15 protein-coding genes are annotated in these 22,525 nt (G+C 69.8%); 9 read left to right on the forward strand and 6 right to left on the reverse strand.

Going from position 1 to position 22,525, the window contains the following annotated elements; all coding sequences use genetic code 11:
- The first annotated feature begins 187 nt into the window (after positions 1-187).
- From FHT38_RS07420 to FHT38_RS07435, 4 genes are all read left to right on the forward strand, one after another.
- Positions 188-3,652 carry a S41 family peptidase gene (locus FHT38_RS07420; protein ID WP_183491017.1) on the forward strand — a complete coding sequence of 1,155 codons (3,465 nt, stop codon included), beginning with the start codon at positions 188-190 and terminating at the stop codon, positions 3,650-3,652.
- A gap of 53 nt (positions 3,653-3,705) precedes the next feature.
- Positions 3,706-4,224, forward strand: a complete 519-nt coding sequence (locus tag FHT38_RS07425) for a nucleotidyltransferase family protein (RefSeq protein ID WP_183492412.1) — start codon at positions 3,706-3,708, stop codon at positions 4,222-4,224.
- Positions 4,225-4,354: 130 nt separating this feature from the next.
- A complete protein-coding gene (locus FHT38_RS07430) occupies positions 4,355-4,765 on the forward strand; it encodes a type II toxin-antitoxin system RelE/ParE family toxin (RefSeq protein ID WP_310737356.1) in 411 nt (136 codons plus the stop codon).
- A gap of 2 nt (positions 4,766-4,767) precedes the next feature.
- Positions 4,768-5,160 (forward strand): XRE family transcriptional regulator, encoded by a 393-nt coding sequence (locus FHT38_RS07435; RefSeq protein WP_091724082.1) that lies wholly within the window; start codon positions 4,768-4,770, stop codon positions 5,158-5,160.
- Between the two features lie 6 nt (positions 5,161-5,166).
- On the opposite strand, the gene FHT38_RS07440 is transcribed toward FHT38_RS07435, so the two are convergent.
- Both FHT38_RS07440 and tsaE read right to left on the reverse strand, forming a co-directional pair.
- Positions 5,167-6,663 (reverse strand): N-acetylmuramoyl-L-alanine amidase, encoded by a 1,497-nt coding sequence (locus tag FHT38_RS07440; RefSeq protein WP_254783257.1) that lies wholly within the window; start codon positions 6,661-6,663, stop codon positions 5,167-5,169.
- Positions 6,664-6,694: 31 nt separating this feature from the next.
- Positions 6,695-7,258 (reverse strand): tRNA (adenosine(37)-N6)-threonylcarbamoyltransferase complex ATPase subunit type 1 TsaE, encoded by a 564-nt coding sequence (gene tsaE, locus FHT38_RS07445; RefSeq protein WP_183492414.1) that lies wholly within the window; start codon positions 7,256-7,258, stop codon positions 6,695-6,697.
- Between the two features lie 92 nt (positions 7,259-7,350).
- Between tsaE and queG the strand changes: the two genes are divergently transcribed.
- The gene (gene queG / locus FHT38_RS07450) at positions 7,351-8,430 is read left to right on the forward strand and encodes a tRNA epoxyqueuosine(34) reductase QueG (protein WP_183492413.1); all 1,080 of its coding nucleotides are present in this window, start codon (positions 7,351-7,353) and stop codon (positions 8,428-8,430) included.
- Here the strand turns inward: queG and FHT38_RS07455 are convergent.
- Positions 8,408-9,289, reverse strand: a complete 882-nt coding sequence (locus tag FHT38_RS07455; protein ID WP_183478925.1) for a LysR family transcriptional regulator — start codon at positions 9,287-9,289, stop codon at positions 8,408-8,410. The genes queG and FHT38_RS07455 overlap by 23 nt on opposite strands.
- A gap of 128 nt (positions 9,290-9,417) precedes the next feature.
- On the opposite strand from FHT38_RS07455, the gene FHT38_RS07460 reads away from it, so the two are divergent.
- Positions 9,418-10,311, forward strand: coding sequence for an amino acid ABC transporter substrate-binding protein (locus tag FHT38_RS07460; RefSeq protein ID WP_183491021.1), 894 nt, complete (start codon positions 9,418-9,420; stop codon positions 10,309-10,311).
- Positions 10,312-10,318: 7 nt separating this feature from the next.
- Positions 10,319-11,134: an aspartate/glutamate racemase family protein gene (locus FHT38_RS07465; protein WP_221213745.1), complete on the forward strand. Its 816-nt coding sequence runs from the start codon at positions 10,319-10,321 to the stop codon at positions 11,132-11,134.
- 6 nt (positions 11,135-11,140) lie between these two features.
- Here the strand turns inward: FHT38_RS07465 and FHT38_RS07470 are convergent, their stop codons facing one another.
- Entirely contained in the window at positions 11,141-12,034 is an 894-nt protein-coding gene (locus FHT38_RS07470) for an AEC family transporter (RefSeq protein ID WP_183491023.1), read from the reverse strand.
- A gap of 144 nt (positions 12,035-12,178) precedes the next feature.
- On the opposite strand from FHT38_RS07470, the gene FHT38_RS07475 reads away from it, so the two are divergent.
- Both FHT38_RS07475 and aceA read left to right on the forward strand, forming a co-directional pair.
- On the forward strand, positions 12,179-13,156 hold the full coding sequence (locus FHT38_RS07475; protein ID WP_091724097.1) for a tripartite tricarboxylate transporter substrate binding protein BugE: 978 nt from the start codon (positions 12,179-12,181) through the stop codon (positions 13,154-13,156).
- A gap of 340 nt (positions 13,157-13,496) precedes the next feature.
- Positions 13,497-14,795, forward strand: coding sequence for an isocitrate lyase (gene aceA, locus FHT38_RS07480; protein ID WP_141225253.1), 1,299 nt, complete (start codon positions 13,497-13,499; stop codon positions 14,793-14,795).
- 93 nt (positions 14,796-14,888) lie between these two features.
- Here aceA and FHT38_RS07485 read toward each other — a convergent pair whose 3' ends face one another.
- On the reverse strand, positions 14,889-17,321 hold the full coding sequence (locus FHT38_RS07485; RefSeq protein ID WP_183491025.1) for a response regulator: 2,433 nt from the start codon (positions 17,319-17,321) through the stop codon (positions 14,889-14,891).
- A complete protein-coding gene (locus tag FHT38_RS07490) occupies positions 17,312-22,414 on the reverse strand; it encodes a HAMP domain-containing protein (protein ID WP_183491027.1) in 5,103 nt (1,700 codons plus the stop codon). The genes FHT38_RS07485 and FHT38_RS07490 overlap by 10 nt, the downstream gene beginning before the upstream one ends.
- Positions 22,415-22,525 lie beyond the last annotated feature (111 nt).

Consider the following 22,525-nt stretch of genomic DNA (forward strand, 5'->3'; position numbering starts at 1 on the left):
CTCGACCTCGGCAGGTAGGCGGCCCCCCCAGCCCAAGCGCTCGACCTCGGCAGTTGGGCGGTCCCCCCACCAGCCACCCTCCCGGGAAAACACCGACGCACCCCGCGCGCAAACCCCGGGGGTGAGCTTCGTCACGGGAAATTCACGGGGCTATCCTCGCCCGCTGCCTTTCACCGCCGACAAGCCCATGCAACTCAGCACTCTCAGCAAGGCCGCCACCCTGGCCCTGAGCTTGACCGCCGCCATCGCGGCGGCGCCCACGCAGGCCCAGCAGGCCGCGACGGCTTCCGCTTCTTCCGCCGCGAGCGTCGCCGCGCCGGCGCCCGCCGTGACGATGCTGCTGCGCGAGCCCGCCGTCTCGGCGCGCCACCTGGCCTTCGTCTACGGCGGCGACCTGTGGATCGCCAACCGCGACGGCAGCCAGCCGCGCCGCCTGGCCGGTCATGCCGCGCCGGAGTTTGCGCCGCGCTTCTCGCCCGACGGGCAGTGGATCGCGTTCTCCGCCGGATACGACGGCAACACCGATGTCTACGTGATCGCCGCCAGCGGCGGTCAGCCGCGGCGCCTGACCTGGCATCCGTCCGCGGACCAGGTCACCGGCTGGAGCGCCGATGGCAGGCGCGTGCTGTTCGCCTCCAACCGCGAGGTGCTGAACACCCGCAGCAAGCAGCTGTTCGAGGTGGCGCTGGAAGGCGGCTTCGAGCAGAAGGTGATGGAGGCCGTCGCCTATGAAGGCGTGTGGTCGCCCGACGGCACGCGCCTGGCCTACCGCCCCAACGGCGCGGCCTACTCGGGCCCGAGCGGCTGGCGCCAGAGCCGCGGCGGCACCACGCCGCCGATCTGGATCCTCGATCCCAAGGGCAAGACCTGGGAGCAGATCCCGCATGTCAACGCGACCGACAGCAATCCGATCTGGATGGGCGACGAGGTCGTCTTCATCTCCGACCGCAACGACGGCGCGGCCAACCTCTTCGCCTTCCACACCAGGACCAAGGCGCTGCGCCAGCTGACGCGGGAAACCGTCTGGGACGTGCGCAGCGCCGATGGCCGCGACGGGCGCATCGTCTACGAGGCCGGCGGGCAGCTCAAGGAGATCGGCCTCGAGGGCGGCACCGCGCGCATCCTGAGCATCGCGCTGAATGAGCCCAGCAACGAGGCCCGCGTGCAGTGGAAGGACGCGGCCCGCACCGTCACCAAGGCGGCGCTGTCGGCCACCGGCAAGCGCGCGGTGATCAGCGCCCGCGGCGAGGTCTTCACCGTGCCGGTGAAGGACGGCGTCGTGCGCAACCTGACCCAGACCTCCGGCGTGCGCGAGAAGGATGCGATCTGGAGCCCCGACGGCCAGCAGGTCGCCTATGTCTCCGACGAGCCCGGCATGCGTCACCAGGTGGTGATCCGCGACCAGCTCGGCGACCAGGCCGCCAACAAGCCCACGCGCAAGATCCTGCTGCCCGAGATCGGCTACTACACGCTGCTGGACTGGTCGCCCGATGGCGCGCGGCTGGTGCTGCAGGACAACCACCTCAACCTCTACCAGCTGCCGTTGAGCGGCCCGCAGTCGGGCAGGCTCGCGAAGATCGACACCAGCGAGCGCCGCGCCGGCTTCGACATCAGCTTCTCGCCCGACGGTCGCTACCTGGCCTACACGGTGGTCGGGAAGAACTTCTTCAGCCAGGTCCGCATCGTCGACTTCCAGACCGGCCAGCAGCACACCGTCACCGACGGCCTGAGCCACGCCAACCTGCCGGCGTTCTCGACCAAGGGCGACGTGCTGTTCTTCGCCGCCTCGATCAACTCCGGGCCGGCCCAGGTGGGCCTGGACATGTCGACGCAGGAGCGCTCGCTGCGCATGGGGCTGTACGCGGCGGTGCTGCGTGCCGACGGCAAGTCGCCGCTCGAACCCAAGGCGGGCGACGAGGAGGGCAAGGACGGCAAGGGCAAGGCGGACGAGGCCAAGGACGCTGACAAGTCCGACAAGGGCGAAAAGTCCGACAAGGGCGACAAGGGCGACAAGGACGCGAAGGCCGACAAGTCCGACAAGAAGGACGACGCCAAGGACGCCAAGGACGTCAAGCCCAAGGCCAAGCCGGTGCGCATCGACTTCGCTGGCCTGAAGGACCGCATCGTCGGCCTGCCGGTCGCGACGGCCCGCTACGACGACCTGGGCGTGGCCGACGACGGCGCGCTGTTCTACCTCGAGCGCAAGCAGCCCGGCGTGTCGATCGACGCCGAGGGCGGCAACGGCCGCAAGGGCGACCTGTACCGCTTCGATTTCGAGGAGAAGAAGGCCAAGCTGGTGAAGCCGCAGGTCGAGGACTACAGCCTCAGCCCCGATGGCAAGAAGCTCCTGCTGAACCTGGGCGGCGGCCGACTGGAAATCGCCGATGCCCGCGAGAAGGTCGACACCAAGAGCATCGACCTGTCGGGCCTGAAGACGCGCATCGACCCGCGCGCCGAGTGGCGCCAGATCTTCGACGAGACCTGGTGGATGGAGAAGGAGTTCTTCTACGACCCCAAGCTCCACGGTCTGGACTGGCAAGGCGTCTATCAGCGCTATGCGCCGCTGGTGGCCGGCGTGCAGCGCCGCGAGGACCTGAACGACCTGCTGGTCGAGATGATCGGCGAGCTGCAGGTGGGCCACAACCGCGTGGGCGGTGGCGACGTGGCGCAGGAGGCGCGCGTCGCGGTGGGCCTGCTGGGCGCGGACTTCAGCTTCGAGAACGGCAAGTACCGCATCAAGAAGATCTTCAAGGGCGACCGCTGGGATCCCTACCTGAAGGCACCGCTGGCCGCGCCCGGACTGGGCGTCAAGGAAGGCGACTACCTGCTGGCGGTCAACGGCCAGCCGGTGGACGGCACCCACAACCTGTACCAGCAGCTGGAGAACACGGTCGGCAAGCAGGTGCAGCTGACGGTGTCGGCCAACGCGGGCGGGCAGGGCGCGCGGCGCGTGACGGTCGAGCCGATCTCGACCGAGAGCCGCCTGCGCCAGTGGGCCTGGATCGACCACAACCGCGAGGAAGTGGATCGCCTGAGCGGCGGCAGGATCGCCTACGTCTACATGCCGGACACGGCCGGCCCGGGCTTCCAGCACTTCAACCGGATGTTCTTCGCGCAGGTGGACAAGCCGGGCCTGATCGTCGACGACCGCCGCAATGGAGGCGGCCAGGCGGCCAACTACGTGACCGAGCTGCTGAACCGGGCCTACCTGGGCAGCTGGAAGGACCGCGATGGCCTGATCTACGACACGCCCGCGGGCGCGATCTACGGGCCCAAGGCGATGCTGATCGACCAGGACGCGGGCTCCGGCGGCGACTTCATGCCGTATGCGTTCAAGCGCACGGGGCTGGGGCCGCTGATCGGCAAGCGGACCTGGGGCGGGCTGATCGGGATCTCGGCCAATCCGAGCCTGATCGATGGCGGCTTCCTGGTCGTGCCGTTCTTCCGCTTCTTCACGCCGGAAGGCGAATGGCGCATCGAGAACGAAGGCGTCTCGCCCGACATCGATGTGGACCTGGACCCGGTGGCGGTCAATGCCGGCCGTGACGTTCAGCTCGAGGCGGCGGTCGCGAACGTGATGGAGCGCCTGAAGACGTGGCAGCCGATCCAGCGCACCGTGGCGCCGCCGATGCCGACGCAGCTGGGCAAGTGAGCGTCGACCACCGCGCGCGGCTCGTCGAGCTCGCGCGCGGCAGCGGCTGGCTCATGGACGCGCTGCGCGCCGTGGGCTCGCTGGGCCTGGCGTCCTGGTGCATCGGTGCCGGCGCGGTTCGCAACCTCGTGTGGGATGCGCTGAGCGGGCATCGGCAGCCCTCGGCGCTGTCCGATGTCGATGTGGCGTTCTTCGATCCCGTGGACCCGCGTGGCGAACGGGATGCCGAACTCCAGCGCCGGTTGTCTGAGCGCCTACCGGGGCTGCCGTGGGAAGTGACGAATCAGGCCGCGGTGCACCTCTGGTTCGAGTCGTACTTCGGCCACGCCGTGGCGCCGTTGCGCTCGCTCGAGGAAGCCGTCGGTAGCTGGCCCGAGTACGCGACCTCGGTGGCGCTCTGGCTCGACGCGGACGACACGATCCATGTGATCGCGCCCCATGGGCTCGACGACCTCTTCAACATGGTCGTGCGCCGCAACCCGACGCGCGCCAGCGAGCAGAACTTCCGGGACAGGACCGCGGCGAAACGCTACGTCGAACGCTGGCCGCGGACAACGGTCATCGCGGATTGAGCGCTGCTTACGGCGAACGGACGTCGGTCCCCCTTGCGGGTGGAGCACCGAGCGCGATGGGGGAGAAGCGCCGCAAGCTGGCACGAGGGGCTCTACCATCACCTTGACGTGATATCACGCAAGGATTATGGTGAGCGCCTCGATTGACTGCACAGGGCAAGAGTGGGAGGTCTACTTCCATGACGAGTTCGACGCCGAGTTCGAGCATCTGGATCGGGCCGTGCGCCTGGGACTGATCGCCGCGATGCGGGCTGTGGAGCGTGCTGGACCGCACGCGGGCAGGCCGCACGTGGATGTTCTCCATGGGTCCAAGTTCGCCAACATGAAGGAACTGCGCTTCACCGCGAGGGCGGGAAGGGAGGTCTGGCGGGCGGCCTTCGCCTTCGATCCCGACAGGCGCGCCTGCGTCCTGGTGGCGGGTGCGAAACAGGGCAAGAGCCAGTCAGCGTTCTACAAGCAGCTTATCCAGGTGGCGGATCGTCGGTTTGCAGACCTGCTTGCCAGCGCGGTCAATGGAATTGAGAAGCCTGAAAGGAGTTGAAGATGGGCCGCACCTTGAAGAGCGTCATCGCGGACCTGCCGCCGGATGATCGGGCCTGGGTCGAGACGAAGGGGCGGGAAATGGCGGACGACATGATCCGCTACGCCGACACCTTGGCCGACGCGCGCCGCGCCCTGGAGAAGACACAGACCGAACTGGCGGATGTGCTTCAGATCAGGCAGAACGCGGTCACGCAGCTGGAGAAGCGCAGCGACATGCTCTTGTCCACGCTGCGGAAATACGTCTCCGCCATGGGGGCGGAGCTTCAACTCACGATCCGCACGGCCGCCGGTGTGGTGATCGTCCTGGATGGCCTGGGAACACTGTCGTCCGACGGCGCACCCTTGGCGATCAAGTCCGAGTCCGGCAAGGCGAAGGCGCGGCGCCGCGCCTGAGCGCGTTCACAACGCCCGATGTCTCGCCGCCAGTGGCGGATTTTTTGCGAAGTAGCGCGCGATGCCGGTGGCCAGCGCCTTGACCAGGTCGTCCTGGTAGTCCGGGTCGCGCAGCTTGGCTTCTTCCTCGGGGTTGGAGATGAACGCCGTCTCCACCAGGATCGACGGCACGTCCGGCGCCTTCAGCACCGCGAAGCCGGCCTGCTCCACGCTGCCCTTGTGCAGCTTGGCCAGCTTGCCGATCTGCCCCAGCACCTCGCCGCCCAGCTTCAGGCTGTCCTTGATCTGCGCCGAGGTGCTCATGTCCAGCATCGCCCGCAGCACGCCGGCATCCTTCACCGCCTTGCTGTTGACGCCGCCGATCACGTCGGCCGCGTTCTCCTTGTCCGCCATCCAGCGCGCCGCCGTCGAGCTCGCGCCGCTGGTGGACAGCGCGAAGACCGAGGCCCCGCGCGCCTTCGGCGTGATGAAGGCGTCGGCATGGATCGACACGAACAGGTCGGCCTGCACCCGCCGCGCCTTGCGCACCCGCTCGCCCAGCGGGACGAAGAAGTCCGCATCGCGCGTCATCATCACGCGGATGCGCGGGTTGGCGTTCAGCCGGTCGCGCAGCTTCTTGCCGATCGCCAGCACCACGTCCTTCTCGCGCAGGCCCGTGGGGCCGATCGCGCCGGGGTCTTCGCCGCCATGGCCCGGATCGATCGCGATCACGATCAGGCGATCCAGCTTGGACTGGCTCATCTCCGGCGCCACCTCCTTGAGCGGCGGCGCGGGCGGCGGCGGGGTCTCGATCCGCGCGACGGCGCTGGCCGGCCGCTGCGGGGGCAGGGCCGCCGCGCTGGCGGCGCTCTCGGCGCTCGAGGCCGCCGTCTGCGGCCGGTCGATGCGGCCGATCAGCTCGCCCAGCGCGTCGTTGACCGACTGCGCCGCGGCGCTCTCGGCCGCTTCCTTCTCGCGCACCAGGTCCAGCAGCGGATCGCGCTCGCGCGTCGGATGCAGGTCCAGCACCAGGCGGTTCTTGTAAGCCGCCACCGGCTCGATGGTGAACACCTGCGGCGCCACCGCCTGCTTCAGATCCAGCACGATGCGCACCACGCGCGGCTGGTTCTGTCCCACGCGCACGCCGGCGATGTAGGGGTCGTCCGGCTTCACCTTGCCGAGCAGCTCCTTCAGGCCGGCGTTCAGTTCCAGGCCATCGATGTCGATGACGAGCCGGTCCGGATTCGCGGCCATGAAGCTCCTGGCGGCCAGTTGGCGGTCGGACTCGATGGTCACGCGCGTGTAGTCGCTCGCCGGCCAGACGCGCACCGCGACGATGGTGGCGGCGCCGGTGACGCCCGCAGCCAGCGCGGGCAGGGCCGGGAAGCTCAGCACCACCGCGCCCATGCGGCGCAGGGCCTTGCGGCGGTCGCGCGACGCGGGCGCGGTCACGGGCGTGGACGGGGCCGCCACCGCGTCGTGCGGCAGGGGGGCGGCAGGCAGGCCGGTCAGGTCTCCGTTCATGTGAGGCGTGTCGGTCTCGTTCGAATCGATGTCAATACGGGGCGCCGTTCGTGCCAGGCGCATCGGAAGCGGCGGGCGCGGTGGACGATGAGGTCGAGGCGGCCAGTTGCCGGTCCAGCTCGGCGAGCAGCGCCTGGCCGCGCGGCGTGTGCGCCTCGGCGTGGACGTCCCGGCTGTCGTCGTCATTGACCGCGAGCACCAGCCGCAGGTCCGGGGGCGGGAGCATGCCGGCGGCCTTGGACGGCCATTCGCTGAGCTTGAGCCCCGGCGCGGCGAAGACGTCCCGGAAGCCCGCGTCCTCCCACTCGCGCGGATCGCTGAAGCGGTAGAAGTCGAAGTGATGGGCGGGCAGGCCGCCGAGGCCGGGCGGCGTGTAGTCCTCGACCACCGCGTAGCTGGGGCTCTTGATGCGGCCGGTGACGCCCAGCGCGCGCAGCAGGTGGCGCACCAGGCTGGTCTTGCCGGCCCCCAGGCCGCCGTCGAGCTCGATGCCCAGGTCCGCGATCTGCGGACAGCGGGCCAGCGCCTGCGCGAAGCGCTCGCAGGCGGCCTCGTCGGGCCAACGGAATGGGCGGGTTTCTAGAATGCTCAACAGCGATGAATTCCTTGGTCAACACCCCGCGGCCCGACGCGCCCTCCGACGCCTCCTCGAGCCCCTCCCGCGACCCCGACGCGCTGGCTGCGCTGATGGTCGAGGTCCGCGCCTGGGCGCATGAGCTCGGATTCTCACAGATTGGGGTGGCCCACGTCGATCTGAGCGATGCGGAGGCCGGGCTGCAGGCCTGGCTCGACGCCGGCTTCCATGGCGAGATGCAGTACATGGCCGCGCATGGCCTCAAGCGCGCCCGCCCGGCCGAACTGGTGCCCGGCACGATCAGCATCCTCACCGCGCGCATGGACTACCTGCCCGAGGCCATCGGCCCCGAATGGCAGGCGCGGGAGTGGGCCGCGCTGGCCGACCCGGCGCGGGCGCAGGTGTCGCTCTACGCCCGCGGCCGGGACTACCACAAGGTCCTGCGCCAGCGCCTGCAGCAGCTGGCGGACCGCCTGCAGGCGCGCGTCGGCCCGATGGGGCACCGCGTGTTCACCGACTCGGCGCCGGTGCTGGAGGTGGAACTCGCCAGCCGCTCGGGCATCGGCTGGCGCGGCAAGCACACCCTGACGCTGCACCGCGACAGCGGCTCGATGTTCTTCCTCGGCGAGATCTACCTGGACCTGGCGCTGCCGCCCAGCGAGCCGGTCAGCGCGCATTGCGGCCAGTGCCGCGCCTGCCTGGATGCCTGTCCGACCGGGGCGATCATCGCCCCCTACCGGCTCGACGCGCGGCGCTGCATCAGCTACCTGACGATCGAGCAGGACGGCCCGATCCCGGTCGAGTTTCGCGCCGCGATCGGCAACCGCATCTACGGCTGCGACGACTGCCAGCTCGCCTGCCCCTGGAACAAGTTCGCGCGCAGGAACCCGCTGCCCGACTTCGAATGGCGCGAGCCGCTCGGGGACGCCTCGCTGCTGACGCTGTGGGCCTGGGACGAGGCGACCTTCCTCAAGCGCACCGAAGGCTCGGCGATCCGCCGCATCGGCCACGCGCGGTGGCGCCGCAACATCGCGGTCGCGCTGGGCAACGCGCTGCGGCAAGACCTGGCGCCGGCGCTGCGGGCGGCGATGCGGGCGGCGCTCGAGGCGGCGCGCGCTGGCGCGTCGCCGCTGCTGGCGGAGCACATCGACTGGGCCCTGGCGCAGGACCTCAGCCCTCGACCGCCTGCCTGAACGCGGCGATGAAGTCGGACACGGCTTGCGGCGAGCGCAAGCCCTGCGGCTGCACCGCGCGCACCTCGACCGGCACTTCCGGCAGCAGCGTCCGGATGTGCAGGTCGCCCGCGCTGGCCTGCGCGGTGAACGAATCGATGATGGCCGGCCCGAATCCCTGTTCGGCCATGATCATCGCGATGTGGTGGGTCTGCACGGTGATGCCGGCCCGCGGCGACAGCTCCAGCCGCGCCCATTGATCGGCCAGCACGGCGCCCAGCGGGTCGCGTTCGTCGATGCGGATGAAGGGCTCGCGCAGCAGGTCCTGCAGCGCGACGGTCGTGCGGCGGTCGGCGCCGGTGCGGCTGCGCGGCGAGGCGCACACCAGCCGGCCGGTCGCCACCAGTTCATCGGAGAGGGCGGGGTGGGGCAGCCGCCCGTAGACGATGCCGACATCGCCCTCCTGCAGCGCCATGGCGCGGGCGATGTCGTTCGAATGCATCGTCCGCACGCTGATGGGCAGGTCGCGGTAACGGCGGCGGAAGCGCTTGAGCGCCTCGGGCAGGGCCTTCACCGCCAGCGACGGGACGATCAGGATGCGGAAGCCCTGGCCCTCGCCGCTGCCCAGCGCGCCGGCCATGCGCCGTACCGACTCCAGCTGCGACATCAGCGCCTGCACCTCCGGGTAGAGCGCCTGCGCTTCGCGCGTGGGTACGAGGCGGCGTCGCTGGCGTGTGAACAGCGCGTAGCCCAGCTGGAGCTCGGCCAGCTGCAGCGACTGCGTCACCGCCGGCTGTGTCACATGAAGCAGCTTCGAGGCCGCGCTGACCGATCCCGTCAGCATGACGGCGTGGAAGACCTCGATGTGCTTCAGGCGCATGACGCCGTCTCCGCGGGGAACATAAGGCCAGCTTATAGGATGACGCGCAACCGCGATGCCCGTTGGGCGCTGAGGTTCAATATCGTTCACGGCATTGCAACCCCCGCGTCCCCGAGAAAGGAATTCCCATGAAGGTGTTCGTTTCCAGTGCAGTCGTCGCCCTGTCGCTCGTCGCGCCGATGGGCGCGTGGGCCCAGACGGGCGGCACGCTCGACAAGGTCAAGGCCTCCGGCGTCATCACGGTCGCCTACCGGGATTCCTCGATCCCGTTCTCCTACCTGGGCGCGGACGCGCAGCCGACCGGCTTCGGCTGGGAGATCTGCGGCCGGATCGTCGAGCAGGTCCGCAAGGCCACCGGCCGCGCCGACCTGAAGGTGGCGACCCAGTCGGTCACCTCGCAGAACCGCATCCCGCTGCTGGCTAACGGCACGGTGGACATCGAATGCGGCTCCACCACCAACAACAGTGAGCGCGCCAAGCAGGTGAGCTTCGCGATCAACTACTTCTACACGGGCACGCGGCTGCTGGTGAAGAGCAGTTCGCCGATCAAGTCCTTCGCCGACCTGAAGGGGCGCAAGGTGGTGTCCACCACGGGCACGACCAACTTCCAGGTGATGCGCAAGCTCAACGCGGAGAAGCAACTGGGCTTCGAGTTGATCAGCGCGAAGGACCATGCGGAATCGGCGCTGCTGGTGCAGTCGGACCGCGCCGACGCGTTCGCGATGGACGACATCCTGCTCTACGGCCTGCGCGCCAGCGCGATCAATCCCGCGGAGCTGGCCGTGGTCGGCGACGCGGTCCAGGTCGAGCCCTACGCGATCATGCTGCGCAAGGACGATCCGGCCTTCAAGCAGCTGGTGGATGCGACGCTGACGCAGCTGATGAAGAGCGGCGAGTTCGAGTCGCTCTACAAGAAGTGGTTCCAGTCGCCGATCCCGCCCAAGGGGATCAACCTCAATGCGCCGATGAGCCGCGAGCTGCAGGACAACCTCAAGACGCTGTCCGACAAGCCGGCGCTGTAAGACCGCGATGACGCACGACACACCGCGCCTGGCGCGCGGCGCGGGCGGAGCCTTGCCCGCCGCGCCGATGGCCGTCGAGGCGATCCGGCGTCCGGTCGCGGCGCCCGGTGCCGCGGGCATCGTCGGCATCCTGGGCGGCATGGGCCCGCTGGCGACGGTGGACTTCATGCGCAAGATGCTCGAGGCCACGCCCGCGGCGACGGACCAGGAGCACGTGCCGGTCGTCGTCAGCAGCATCCCGCAGGTGCCGGACCGCACGGCCGCATTCCGCGGCGAGGGCGAGTCGCCGCTCGCGGCCATGGTCGACAGCGGGCGCCGGCTGGTGGCCGCTGGCGCGGGCGTGGTGGTGGTGCCTTGCAACACGGCGCACCTCTGGTTCGATGAGCTCGAACGGGCGCTGGCGCTGCCGATGCTGCACCTGGTCGACGCGGCGATCGCCGAGGCGCTGGCGCGCGTGCCTGATGGCGGCAAGGTCGGCCTGCTGGCGACCGATGCGACGCTCGCGTCCGGGCTCTACCTGAACCGGGCTTCGCCGGACGGACGCCGCGTCCACTGGTTGCTGCCCACGGCGGGCGAGATGCTGGAGCTGGTGATGCCCGGCATCGCCGACGTGAAGGCCGGAGCCATGGACTCGGCGGCGCAGCGGCTGACGAGGGCCGCGCAGGCCCTGTGCGCACGCGGCGCGCGGGCGATCGTGCTGGGCTGCACCGAAATCCCCCTTGTGCTGGACGCCGCGGCGGCCGGCGCGCCCGTCATCGATGCCACCGCGGCGCTGGCGCGCCGGGCCGTGGCCTGGGCGCTGACGCCGCGGCCCGGCGATTGAGCCGGCTCACTGCGCTGCCGTCCCCAGCGCCAGCCACAGCGGCAGCACGATCATCCCCAGCAGCGTGGAGACGGTCACCAGCCCCGCCACGAACGGGCCGTTGCCGCCCATGCGCACGGCCAGCACGTAGGCGCTGGAGGCCGTCGGCATCGCCGCGAAGGCGAGCAGCAGGGCCGCCTGCGGCGCGGGCAGCGCGAGCGCATGGCCGATCGCCAGCGCGATCACCGGCAGCACCAGGTGCCGGATCGCGAGCAGGGCGCTCGCCAGCCACGGCGCGTCCTTGAGCGCCCCCAGCCGCAGTCCCGCGCCCACCGCCATCAGCCCCAGCGGCAGCGCCGCCAGGCCGATCTTCTGCAGCGAGATCGCCGCCGGCTCCGGCAGGCGCAGCCCGGTGAGGTTGGCGGCCAGGCCGGCCAGCGTCGACACGATCAGCGGATTGCGCGCCAGCTCGCGCAGGTAGCCGTGCCCGCCATGCCGGGCCAGCGGATAGACCGCCGCGACATTGGCCACCGGCACGCACACCGCGACGATCATCGCGATCCACGCCACGCCCTGCGCGCCATGCAGCCGCTCGGCCAGCGCGAGCGCGACGAAGGAGTTGAAGCGGAAGGCCACCTGCGCGCCGGAAGCATGCGTTCTCGCGTCGACGCCCGGCACCCAGCGCAGCGCGAAGGCCAGCGCGATGCCGCTGAGCATCACGCCCAGCCCGCCGCCCATCAGCGCCATCGTGTCGCCCGGCGACAGGCTGCTGCGCGAGATCGAGTTGAACAGCAGCACCGGGAACAGCAGGAAGTACACCAGCTTCTCGGCCGCTTCCCAGACCGGGCGGTCCAGCGGCGTGTACCGGCACAGCACGAAGCCGGCGACGATCAGCAGGAAGTCAGGCAACAGCAGCAGCATCGGAAGACTCGAAGGGGGCGTCCGAGTGTGCCAGCGCTTTCCCGCCCCGCCGGCGAGGTCTCTACGTAGTTCCGCTAGCGCGGGCGCGCCGACGAGATACTTAAGCTGTCCCGATCCCCCAATCCTTCAGAAGACGAGGAGCTCATGAACCGTCGCTCGATCCTCCAACGCGGCCTGCTGCTGGGCACGCTGACGCTGTCCTGCGCCGCGGCGCTGGCCCAGTCCTATCCCACCAAGCCGGTCAAGCTGGTCGTCCCGTTCGCGCCGGGCGGCACCACCGACATCGTGGCGCGCGTGGTCGCGCAGCACATCGCCGGTCCGCTGGGCCAGACCATGGTCGTCGAGAACAAGGCCGGCGGCGGCGGCATCATCGGCGCCAACGACACCGCCAAGTCCGCGCCCGATGGCTACTCGCTGGGCGTGGCCACCGTGTCCACCACGGCCACCAACCCGGCGATCAATCCGAAGACACCGTACAACCCGCTGACCGACTTCACGCCGATCGTGAACCTCGCGGCCACGCCCAACGTCATCGCGGTTCATCCGTCCTTCCCCGCCAAGGACTACAAGGCCTTCATCGCCGAACTGAAGAAGAGCCCCGGCAAGTACAGCTATGCGACCTCCGGCACCGGCGGCATCGGCCACCTGCAGATGGAGCTCTACAAGAGCCTGACCGGCGTCTTCGTCACCCACATCCCGTACCGCGGCGCCGGCCCGGCCTTGAACGACACCGTCGCGGGCCAGGTGCCGATGATCTTCGACAACCTGCCGTCCGCGCTCCCGTTCATCAAGGACGGCCGCCTGGTGGCCATCGCCGTGGCCGCGCCGCAGCGCCTGGCCGTGCTGCCCAACGTGCCCACCTTCAAGGAACTGGGCCTGGAGCCGGTCAACCGCATGGCCTATTACGGCATCCTCGGCCCGAAGAACCTGCCCAAGGAGGTCGTGGCCAAGATCAACGAGGCCGCGCGCAAGACTGTCGACATGCCCGAGGTCAGGAAGCGCATCGAGGAAACCGGCTCGATCGTGATCGGCAACTCGCCGGAGCAGTTCAGCGAGCAGATCAAGGCCGAATACGCGGTCTACAAGAAGGTCGTCGAGACGCAGAAGCTCAAGCTCGACTGACCGGACCGGTCTCCGCAAAAGGGGCGCCCCGAAAAGGGCGCCCCTTTTTCTTGGCCGGATTTCCGGCTTGCGGATTCCCATCGCCGCCCGGGTGATTTCAGATCATGAAAAGAGTTTGTCGGCATGCAAAAAGCTCCCGTGCTGCAGCGCCGCAAGATTTCTCATGATGGAAGAGTCACTCTCACCATCCGGTTTCTTGTTCGCAAGTGATTGATTTGTATGGATAAAAAATTCAGTCTTATATAAGACATACGCCGACACGGCGGCGGTCAAGGCGCCTAGATTTGAGCCCATCGGTTTTCGTTTTCTCCAGCAACTTCATTCCCCACAGGAGCTCACCATGACGACCTTGACCCGCGAACAACAAATTGCCGCCCTCGAGAAGGACTGGGCCGAGAACCCCCGCTGGAAGGGCATCCAGCGCGGTTACTCCGCCGCCGACGTGGTGCGGCTGCGCGGTTCGCTGCCGATCGAGCACACGCTGGCCAAGCGCGGCGCCGAGAAGCTCTGGAACCTGGTCAACACCGAGCCCTTCGTCAACTCGCTGGGCGCGCTCACCGGCAACCAGGCCATGCAGCAGGTCAAGGCCGGGCTGAAGGCGATCTACCTGTCCGGCTGGCAGGTCGCCGGCGACGCCAACAGCAATGGCGAGATGTACCCCGACCAGTCGCTGTACTCGGTGGACTCGGTGCCGAAGGTGGTCAAGCGCATCAACGCGACCTTCAAGCGCGCCGACGAGATCCAGTGGAGCGAAGGCAAGAACGACATCGACTACTTCGCCCCGATCGTGGCGGACGCGGAAGCCGGCTTCGGCGGCGTGCTGAACGCCTTCGAGCTGATGAAGGGCATGATCGACGCGGGCGCCGCGGGCGTGCACTTCGAGGACCAGCTCGCCGCCGCCAAGAAGTGCGGCCACATGGGCGGCAAGGTGCTGGTCCCGACGCGTGAAGCGGTGGCCAAGCTGGTCGCGGCGCGCCTGGCGGCAGACACCATGGGCGTGCCCACCGTGCTGCTGGCCCGCACCGACGCCGAGGCCGGCGACCTGGTGACCAGCGACATCGACGACAACGACAAGCCCTTCTGCACCGGCGAGCGCACCGTCGAAGGCTTCTTCCGCACCCGCAACGGCCTGGACCAGGCCATCAGCCGCGGCCTGGCCTACGCGCCTTACGCCGACATGATCTGGTGCGAGACCGGCAAGCCCGACCTGGCCTTCGCCAAGGCCTTCGCCGAGGCCATCCATGCGAAGTTCCCCGGCAAGCTGCTGGCCTACAACTGCTCGCCGAGCTTCAACTGGAAGAAGAACCTGGACGACGCCACCATCGCCAAGTTCCAGCGCGAACTGGGCGCGATGGGCTACAAGTTCCAGTTCATCACGCTGGCCGGCTTCCACAGCCTGAACTACTCGATGTTCAACCTGGCCTACGGTTATGCGCGCAACAACATGAGCGCCTTCGTCGAGCTGCAGGAGGCTGAATTCGCCGCCGCCGAAAAGGGCTTCACCGCGGTGAAGCATCAGCGCGAGGTCGGCACGGGTTACTTCGACGCGGTCACCACCACGATCGAGGCGCAGGCGTCGACCGCGGCGCTGAAGGGTTCCACGGAGGACGAACAGTTCTTCGATGCCAAGCACGGCTGATCGCCGCGCGGCGGCCCCGCTCACGCGGGGTCGATGAACCGGAAGAGGGGCTGCGGGGAGCAGCCCCTTTTTTCATGGCGCCATGGCGCGGGCTCAGCGCGTCGTGGCCTCGGAATGCAGGGCCGCGGGCGCACGCAGCCGCCATTCCTGGATCAGTTCGACGACCGCATCCGGGTCCGCCGGCTTGACCAGGTGCACATCGAAACCCGCTTCGTGCGCGCGCCGACGGTCGTCCTGCTGGCCGTACCCCGTCAGTGCGATCAGCAGGCAGCGATCGCCGCCGGGCAGGGTGCGCAGCCGGCGGGCCACCTCGTAGCCATCCAGGCCGGGCAGGCCGATGTCCAGCAGCACCACGTCGGGCGCGCTGGCGGCGGCCAGATCCAGCGCGCGGGCGCCGTCCAGCTCCACCTGCGTGTCGAAGCCGGCCAGCTCGAGGAAGACCGCCATCGAATCGGCCGCGTCGCGGTTGTCGTCGACGACCAGCACGTGGCAGGGCTCGTCATGCTGCTGAGGCTGCGGCTGCGGCTGCGGCTGCGGCTGCGGCGCCGACGTGCCGCGACCGGCCCCCGCGCCGCCGGTCGGAGCGGTGCTGGCCGCAGCTGCGGGCTCCGGCGGCACCGTGTCCATCGCCTCGTCCGCCTGCACCGCGGGCAGGCGCACCACGAACTCGGAGCCGTGGCCGGGGCCGTCGCTGCGCGCCTCGACCTCGCCGTGATGCAGCTGCACCAAGCGCTGCACCAGCGTCAGCCCGACGCCCAGGCCGCCCTGGTTGCGATCGAGGCCGCGCGGGCCCTGCTCGAAGAGGTCGAAGACGTGCGGCAGCAGCGAGGCGGGGATGCCGCGGCCGTTGTCGCGCACGGTCAGCGTGAAGCCCGGCGCGCGCGACGCCGCGGCGCGGCCGTCGTCATCGCTGTCGCCATCGGCCGGCTCGTCGCGCGCCAACGTCAGCTCGATGCGGCCTTCGGGCCCGGTGTACTTGCTGGCGTTGTGCAGCAGGTTGGTGATGACCTGGATCAGCCGCGCGGCATCGCCGCGGACCCGCGCCGGCCGGTCGGGCAACTGCAGGCGCAGTTCCTGGCGCTGCAGGTCCACCAGCGACTGCACCGCCTCCAGGCTCTGCCGCACGACATCGCGCAGGTCCAGCGTCTCGGTCTTGAGCACGATCTTCCCCTGGCTGATGCGGGCGACGTCCAGCAACTCGTCGACCAGGCGCGTCAGGTGGCGCGCCTGACGGTCGGTCACCGCGAGCGCCTGGGCGAGCCGGGCGTCGCGATCGGCGCGCGCGGCAGCCTCCTCGCCCGCTTGCGGCACCACCAGCGCGCGCATCACCTCGATCGCGCTGCGGATCGGCGCGAGCGGATTGCGCAGCTCGTGGGACAGCATCGCGAGGAATTCATCCTTGCGGCGGCTGGCCTCGAGCAGCCCGGCCTCGGCCTGCCGGCGCTCGACGATCTCGGCCTGCAGCGCGCCATACAGGCGCGCGTTCTCGAAGGCGATCGCGGCCCGTCCGGCCAGCTCCTCCAGCGTCGGCCAGTCGGGCGGCTGGTGCGGCTCGACCAGCAGCAGCCCGCCGAGCGCGCGCTCGCCCGCCACCAGCGGCAGCACGACGCCGCTGGCCGTGTCGCGGCGCAGCAGCGCCCGCGGCGGCGGCTCGTCGTCCTCGGGCAGCACCGACGTCGCGAAGGCGGGCGGCGCCGCGGGCAGGGCGGCCGCTCCGGCGCCGGACCCGCCGGGCTGCAGCGCCGGCACCATCTGCTCGAGCGCGTTGCGCGTCGCGTTGTAGAGGACCTCGGAGAGCATCTGTTCGCGGCCCTCGGTGAACAGCGCCGGCTCGCCGGCCGCGATCGGCGCGTCGCAGCGCAGCACGCGCTCGTGGCCATGGCCCGCGTCGCGCAGCCAGAGCAGCGCGCGCGGCGCGAAGCGCGGCACCAGCAGCGCAAGCAGGCGCCGCATCGCGACCTCGGCGTCCAGCGAGTCGGCCAGCTCGCGCCCGGCCTGCGCCAGGAAGATCGAGCGCCGCGTGTTCTCCTCGGCGGCGCGCTGCGCCGCTTCGGCGCGCGCGATCGCGATGCGCTCCAGCGCCTGCTGTCGCAGGCGCTGCTGCATGATGAACAGGTCGACGAAGACCCGCACCTTGCTACGCAGCACGTCGGGAATGACGGGCGAGAGGATGTAGTCGACCGCACCCAGCGAGTAGCCCTGCGCGGTCTGCAGCTCGTCGGCGTAGGCGGTGACGAAGATGATGGGCGTGTGCGCCGAGCGCCGGTAGCCGCGGATCAGCCGCGCCGTCTCCAGGCCGTCGATGCCCGGCATGTTCACGTCCATCAGGATCACCGCGAACTGCTGGCGCAGCACCTCGCGCAGCGCCTCGCTGCCCGAGCGCGCGATCACCAGGTGCTGGTCGAGGTCGGCCAGGATGGTCTCGAAGACCAGCAGCTTCTCGGGCAGGTCGTCGACGATCAGGATGCTGGCGCGCTCCGCCGCGTCGGGCGTCGCGTAGCCGTCGAAGAGGGCGCTCAGCGGCATAGCCAGCCCCGCAGCACCGTCAGCATGTTGGCGGGGTCGACGGGCTTGGAGAGGTAGTCCCAGGCGCCGGCCTCGATGCACTTCTGGCGGTCGCCCTTCATCGCCTTGGCGGTGACCGCCACCATCGGCAGCTCGCGGCCGCGCGGCAGGCGGCGGATCTGCTGCATGGTCTCCAGGCCATCCATCTCCGGCATCATGATGTCCATCAGCACGATGTCGATCGACGGATCCTCCTGCACCAGGCGGATCGCCTCGCGGCCGTTGTCGGCCGAGACGATCACCATGCCGTGGCTGTCCAGCACGGTCGCGAGCGCGAAGATGTTGCGCATGTCGTCATCGACGATCAGCGCCTTCTTGCCGGCCAGCGGGCAACGCGCCTCCTGCGCGTCGCGCAGCGCCTGGCCCTCGCGGTCGCCCATGTCGGCCGCCGCGCGGTGCAGCGCCATCGCCAGGGCCGCGAGCGCCGCATCGGTGCCGACGGCGGTGCGCACCGCCAGGCCATGCGGCCGCGACCATCGTCGCGCCACGCCCGGCTCGTCGGACGCTTCGGCGCCGGCGGGCGGCTCGGCGTTCAGTACCACCACCGGCAGCGGCAGCGTGCCGGGCCGGCGCTCCAGCGCATCCAGCACGTCCTGCGGCCCGAAGGGGCAGTTGGCCGCGTCGACCAGCAGCGCGTCGACGCCGGGCAGCAGCTCGCGCGCCTCCTCGGCCGAGCGGACGAAGATCGTCTCGACGTCATGCGCCAGCGGCGCCAGCAGCGCGATCCGCTCCGGCCCGTCGGGCATCGCGACGGCGAGCCGGCGCTGCGGCCGGTCCAGGTAGCGCTGCAGCTCGCGCAGCGCCACGTCCACGTCGTCGCGCGACTGCAGCGGCTTGGACAGGAAGCCGAGCGCGCCGGCCTGCAGCGCGCGGTCGCGCGCGTCGTCGGTGGAGACGACGCAGACCGGCAGGTGCCGGGTGTCGGGGTCGGACTTGAGCCGGTCCAGCACCCGCCAGCCCTGCATGTCGGGCAGGAAGATGTCCAGCGAGATCAGGCTGGGCCGGAACTCCTGCGCCATCGCCAGCGCACCGGCGCCGGTGGTGGCCACCAGCCCCTTCATGCCGCCCTGGCGCGCCGCCTCCAGCAGCACGTCGGCGAAGGCGAGGTCGTTCTCGACGATCAGCAGCACCCGGTCGCCGCTGGCGATGTCCTCGCGATCGTCCTTGGCGACATTGGCGAAGACGATGCTGTCCGGCGGTGCGTCCATCTGCGGGCGCTGCGGCTCCAGCGGCGGCGGTTCGGCGGCGTCGGACGGGGCCGGACGGGCTCGCCCGGCCGGCGCGCGGCGTGCAGCGGCGCGCTGCACGGCGGCCTCGGCCAGTTCCGCCGCGGTGATCGCCGCGCGCGAGCGCGGCGCGTCGTCGGCGCCCGCCGTCGCGGCGTCCGCTTTCGCCGCATCGGCTGCAGGGGACGTGTCCACCACGTCGACGGCATCGACCACCGGCTTCGCGCCGGCCGGGCGCGGACGGGCGGTGCGCGCCGGCGTGTAGTGCTGCGGCAGGTAGAGCGTGAAGGTCGATCCGCGGCCCGGCGCGCTCACCAGCTTGATCTCGCCGCCCAGCAGCCGCGCGAGTTCACGGCTGATCGCCAGGCCCAGGCCGGTGCCGCCGTACTTGCGCGAGGTCGAGCCGTCGGCCTGCTGGAAGGCCTCGAAGATGATCTGCTGCTTGTCGGCCGAGATGCCGATGCCGGTGTCCGCCACCGAGAACGCGATCACCTGGCCCGCGTGGTTGAGCACCTCGTTGTCCGCCGACCAGCCGTCGGCGGCCGCGGTGACGGCGAAGGTGACCTGGCCCTGGTGGGTGAACTTGAAGGCGTTGGACAGCAGGTTCTTGATGATCTGCTGCAGCCGCTTGACGTCGGTGACCAGCGACTTGGGCAGCGGCGGCTCCATCTCGACGCTGAAGCCCACGTGCTTGGACTCGGCGAAGTGGCGGAAGCTGCGTTCCACCGAGCGCTGCAGCTCGTCCAGGCGCAGCTCGCTGACGTCCACGGCCACGGTGCCGGACTCGATCTTGGACAGGTCCAGGATGTCGTTGATCAGCATCAGCAGGTCGTTGCCCGACGCATGGATGGTCTTGGAGAACTCCACCTGCTTGAGCGTCAGGTTGCCCTCGCTGTTCTTGCAGAGCTGGTCGGACAGGATCAGCAGCGAGTTCAGCGGCGTGCGCAGCTCGTGCGACATGTTGGCCAGGAATTCCGACTTGTACTTGGAGGTCAGCGCCAGCTGCTCGGCCTTTTCCTCCAGCGCCTGCCGGGCCTGCTCGACCTCGGCGTTCTTGCGCTCCACCTCCTGGTTCTGGTGGGCCAGCAGCTGCGCCTTCTCCTGCAGCTCGCCGTTGGTCTGCTGCAGTTCCTGCTGCCGGCGCTGCAGTTCCTCGGCCAGCGACTGCGACTGGATCAGCAGGTCCTCGGTCCGGGTGCTGGCCTCGATCGTGTTGATCACGATGCCGATGGATTCGGTGAGCTGGTCCAGGAAGGCCTGGTGGGTCGGGTTGAAGCGCTCCAGCGAGGCCAGCTCAAGCACGCCGCGCACGCGGCCCTCGAAGATCACGGGCAGCACCAGCACTTCCATCGCCGCCGTCTCGCTCAGACCGGAGGCGACGCGGAAGGCGCCGCTGGGCACGTTGGCCAGCAGGATCTTCTCCTGGTCCAGCGCGCACTGGCCGACCAGGCCCTGGCCGAGCGCGAGCTCCTTGCCATGCGTGGCCAGGCCACCCGAGGCATAGCTGGCGATCAGCTTCAGGCGCGGCATCTCGCCGCGCATGTTGAGCACGTAGAACTCGGCCTGCTGCACGCCGACCACGGGCGCCAGCTCGCTGAGGATCAACTGGCCGACGGTCACCAGGTCCTTCTGGCCCTGCAGCATGCGGCTGAACTTGGCCAGGTTGGTCTTGAGCCAGTCCTGCTCGGTGTTCTTCTGGGTCGTGTCCTTGAGGTTGACGATCATCTCGTTGATCGTGTCCTTCAGCGCCGCGACCTCGCCCTGCGTCTCGACGGTGATGGAGCGCGTCAGGTCGCCCTGCGTCACGGCGGTGGCGACCTCCGCGATCGCGCGCACCTGGGTGGTCAGGTTGGCGGCGAGCTCGTTGACGTTCTCCGTCAGGCCCTTCCAGGTGCCGGAGGCGCCGGGCACCTTGGCCTGGCCGCCGAGCTTGCCCTCGACGCCCACCTCGCGCGCCACGGTGGTCACCTGGTCCGCGAAGATGGCCAGCGTGTCCGTCATCGAGTTGATGGTGTCGGCCAGCGCGGCGATCTCGCCCTTGGCCTCCACGGTCAGCTTCTGCGCCAAGTCGCCGTTGGCCACGGCGGTCACGACCTTGGCGATGCCGCGCACCTGGCCGGTCAGGTTGCCGGCCATGAAGTTCACGTTGTCGGTCAGGTCCTTCCAGGTCCCCGAGACGCCGCGCACCGTGGCCTGGCCGCCGAGGCGGCCCTCGGTGCCGACCTCGCGCGCGACGCGGGTCACTTCCGCGGCGAAGGACGAGAGCTGGTCCACCATCGTGTTGATCGTGGTCTTGAGTTCGAGGATCTCGCCCAGCACGTCGACGGTGATCTTCTTGGAGAGGTCGCCGGCGGCCACGGCCTTGGTCACGTCGGCGATGTTGCGCACCTGCGAGGTCAGGTTGGACGCCATCGAGTTGACCGAGTCGGTCAGGTCCTTCCACGTGCCGGCCACGCCCTGCACGTCGGCCTGGCCGCCGAGCTTGCCCTCGGTGCCCACTTCGCGCGCCACGCGGGTCACCTCGGCGGCGAAGGAGCGCAACTGGTCCACCATCGTATTGACGGTGTTCTTGAGCTCCAGGATCTCGCCCTTGACGTCGACGGTGATCTTCTTGGACAGGTCGCCGGCGGCCACGGCCGTGGTCACCTCGGCGATGTTGCGCACCTGGGAGGTCAGGTTGCCGGCCATGAAGTTCACCGACTCGGTCAGGTCCTTCCACGTCCCGGCCACGCCCTGCACGTCGGCCTGTCCGCCGAGCTTGCCTTCGGTGCCGACCTCGCGCGCGACGCGGGTCACCTCGGCGGCGAAGGAGCGCAGCTGGTCCACCATCGTGTTGACGGTGTTCTTGAGCTCCAGGATCTCGCCCTTGACGTCGACGGTGATCTTCTTGGACAGGTCGCCGGCTGCCACGGCCTTGGTCACGTCGGCGATGTTGCGCACCTGCGAGGTGAGGTTGCCGGCCATCGAGTTGACCGAGTCGGTCAGGTCCTTCCAAGTGCCGGACACGCCTTCGACCCGCGCCTGGCCGCCGAGCGAGCCCTCGGTGCCGACCTCGCGGGCCACGCGCGTCACCTCCGACGCGAACGAGCGCAGCTGGTCGACCATCGTGTTGATGGTGTTCTTCAGCGTCAGGAACTCGCCCTTGACGTCGACCTCGATCTTCTTGGAGAGGTCGCCCTGCGCGACGGCGGTGGTCACGTCGGCGATGTTGCGGACCTGGTCAGTGAGGTTGCCGGCCATGGAGTTGACCGAGTCGGTCAGATCCTTCCAGGTGCCGGCCACGCCCTTGACCTTGGCCTGGCCGCCGAGCTTGCCCTCGGTGCCGACCTCGCGCGCGACGCGGGTCACCTCGGCGGAGAAGTCGCCGAGCTGCTCGACCATGCGGTTGATGGTCTTGGCTGTGTGCAGGAACTCGCCCTGCAGCGGGCGGTTGTCGACCTCCAGGGCCATGGACTTCGTGAGGTCGCCCTCGGCGACGGCGCCGATGACGCGGGCGGCCTCGCTGGTGGGATGGACGAGGTCGTCGATCAGCGCGTTGATGCAGTCGATCTGCTGGCCCCAGAAGCCCCGCATCTCGGGCAGGGCCGCGCGCTGCTTGAGCCGGCCTTCCTTGCCGACGACCTGCCGCAGGCGGGAGAGCTCCGCGGCCATCGACGCGTTCTGCTCGACCACCTCGTTGAAGGCATCGGCGAGCTTGCCGGCGACGCCGGTCCAGTGGAACGGCAACCGGACGTCGGGGTCGCCACGCCGCAGCGCGTGGAGCGCAAGCAGCATCGCATTCAGGTGTTCGGCCGGGACCACGGCCACCCCTTCTTCCAAGACGCTCATGGTCATCTCCCGGCCGTCTCGACGCGGCTCAACCGGTGGACTTTAGCCGGGCGTACACCCTCATGGGGGCTGGGTTTAGGAGTGTTGGCGCGAGGGGGTGCGGGCACGCGG

The sequence above is a fragment of the Mitsuaria sp. BK041 genome, from assembly GCF_014193085.1.
In the GTDB taxonomy this organism is placed as follows: domain Bacteria; phylum Pseudomonadota; class Gammaproteobacteria; order Burkholderiales; family Burkholderiaceae_C; genus Roseateles.

Bases quoted from the DNA above. Each gene is read 5' to 3' on its own strand.
- FHT38_RS07420 (WP_183491017.1), top strand. From the start codon at position 188: ATGCAACTCAGCACTCTCAGCAAGGCCGCCACCCTGGCCCTGAGCTTG.
- FHT38_RS07425 (WP_183492412.1), top strand. From the start codon at position 3,706: ATGGACGCGCTGCGCGCCGTGGGCTCGCTGGGCCTGGCGTCCTGGTGC.
- FHT38_RS07435 (WP_091724082.1), top strand. From the start codon at position 4,768: ATGGGCCGCACCTTGAAGAGCGTCATCGCGGACCTGCCGCCGGATGAT.
- FHT38_RS07440 (WP_254783257.1), bottom strand. From the start codon at position 6,663: ATGAACGGAGACCTGACCGGCCTGCCTGCCGCCCCCCTGCCGCACGAC.
- queG (WP_183492413.1), top strand. From the start codon at position 7,351: ATGGTCGAGGTCCGCGCCTGGGCGCATGAGCTCGGATTCTCACAGATT.
- FHT38_RS07455 (WP_183478925.1), bottom strand. From the start codon at position 9,289: ATGCGCCTGAAGCACATCGAGGTCTTCCACGCCGTCATGCTGACGGGA.
- FHT38_RS07460 (WP_183491021.1), top strand. From the start codon at position 9,418: ATGAAGGTGTTCGTTTCCAGTGCAGTCGTCGCCCTGTCGCTCGTCGCG.
- FHT38_RS07465 (WP_221213745.1), top strand. From the start codon at position 10,319: ATGACGCACGACACACCGCGCCTGGCGCGCGGCGCGGGCGGAGCCTTG.
- FHT38_RS07470 (WP_183491023.1), bottom strand. From the start codon at position 12,034: ATGCTGCTGCTGTTGCCTGACTTCCTGCTGATCGTCGCCGGCTTCGTG.
- FHT38_RS07475 (WP_091724097.1), top strand. From the start codon at position 12,179: ATGAACCGTCGCTCGATCCTCCAACGCGGCCTGCTGCTGGGCACGCTG.
- aceA (WP_141225253.1), top strand. From the start codon at position 13,497: ATGACGACCTTGACCCGCGAACAACAAATTGCCGCCCTCGAGAAGGAC.
- FHT38_RS07485 (WP_183491025.1), bottom strand. From the start codon at position 17,321: ATGCCGCTGAGCGCCCTCTTCGACGGCTACGCGACGCCCGACGCGGCG.
- FHT38_RS07490 (WP_183491027.1), bottom strand. From the start codon at position 22,414: ATGAGCGTCTTGGAAGAAGGGGTGGCCGTGGTCCCGGCCGAACACCTG.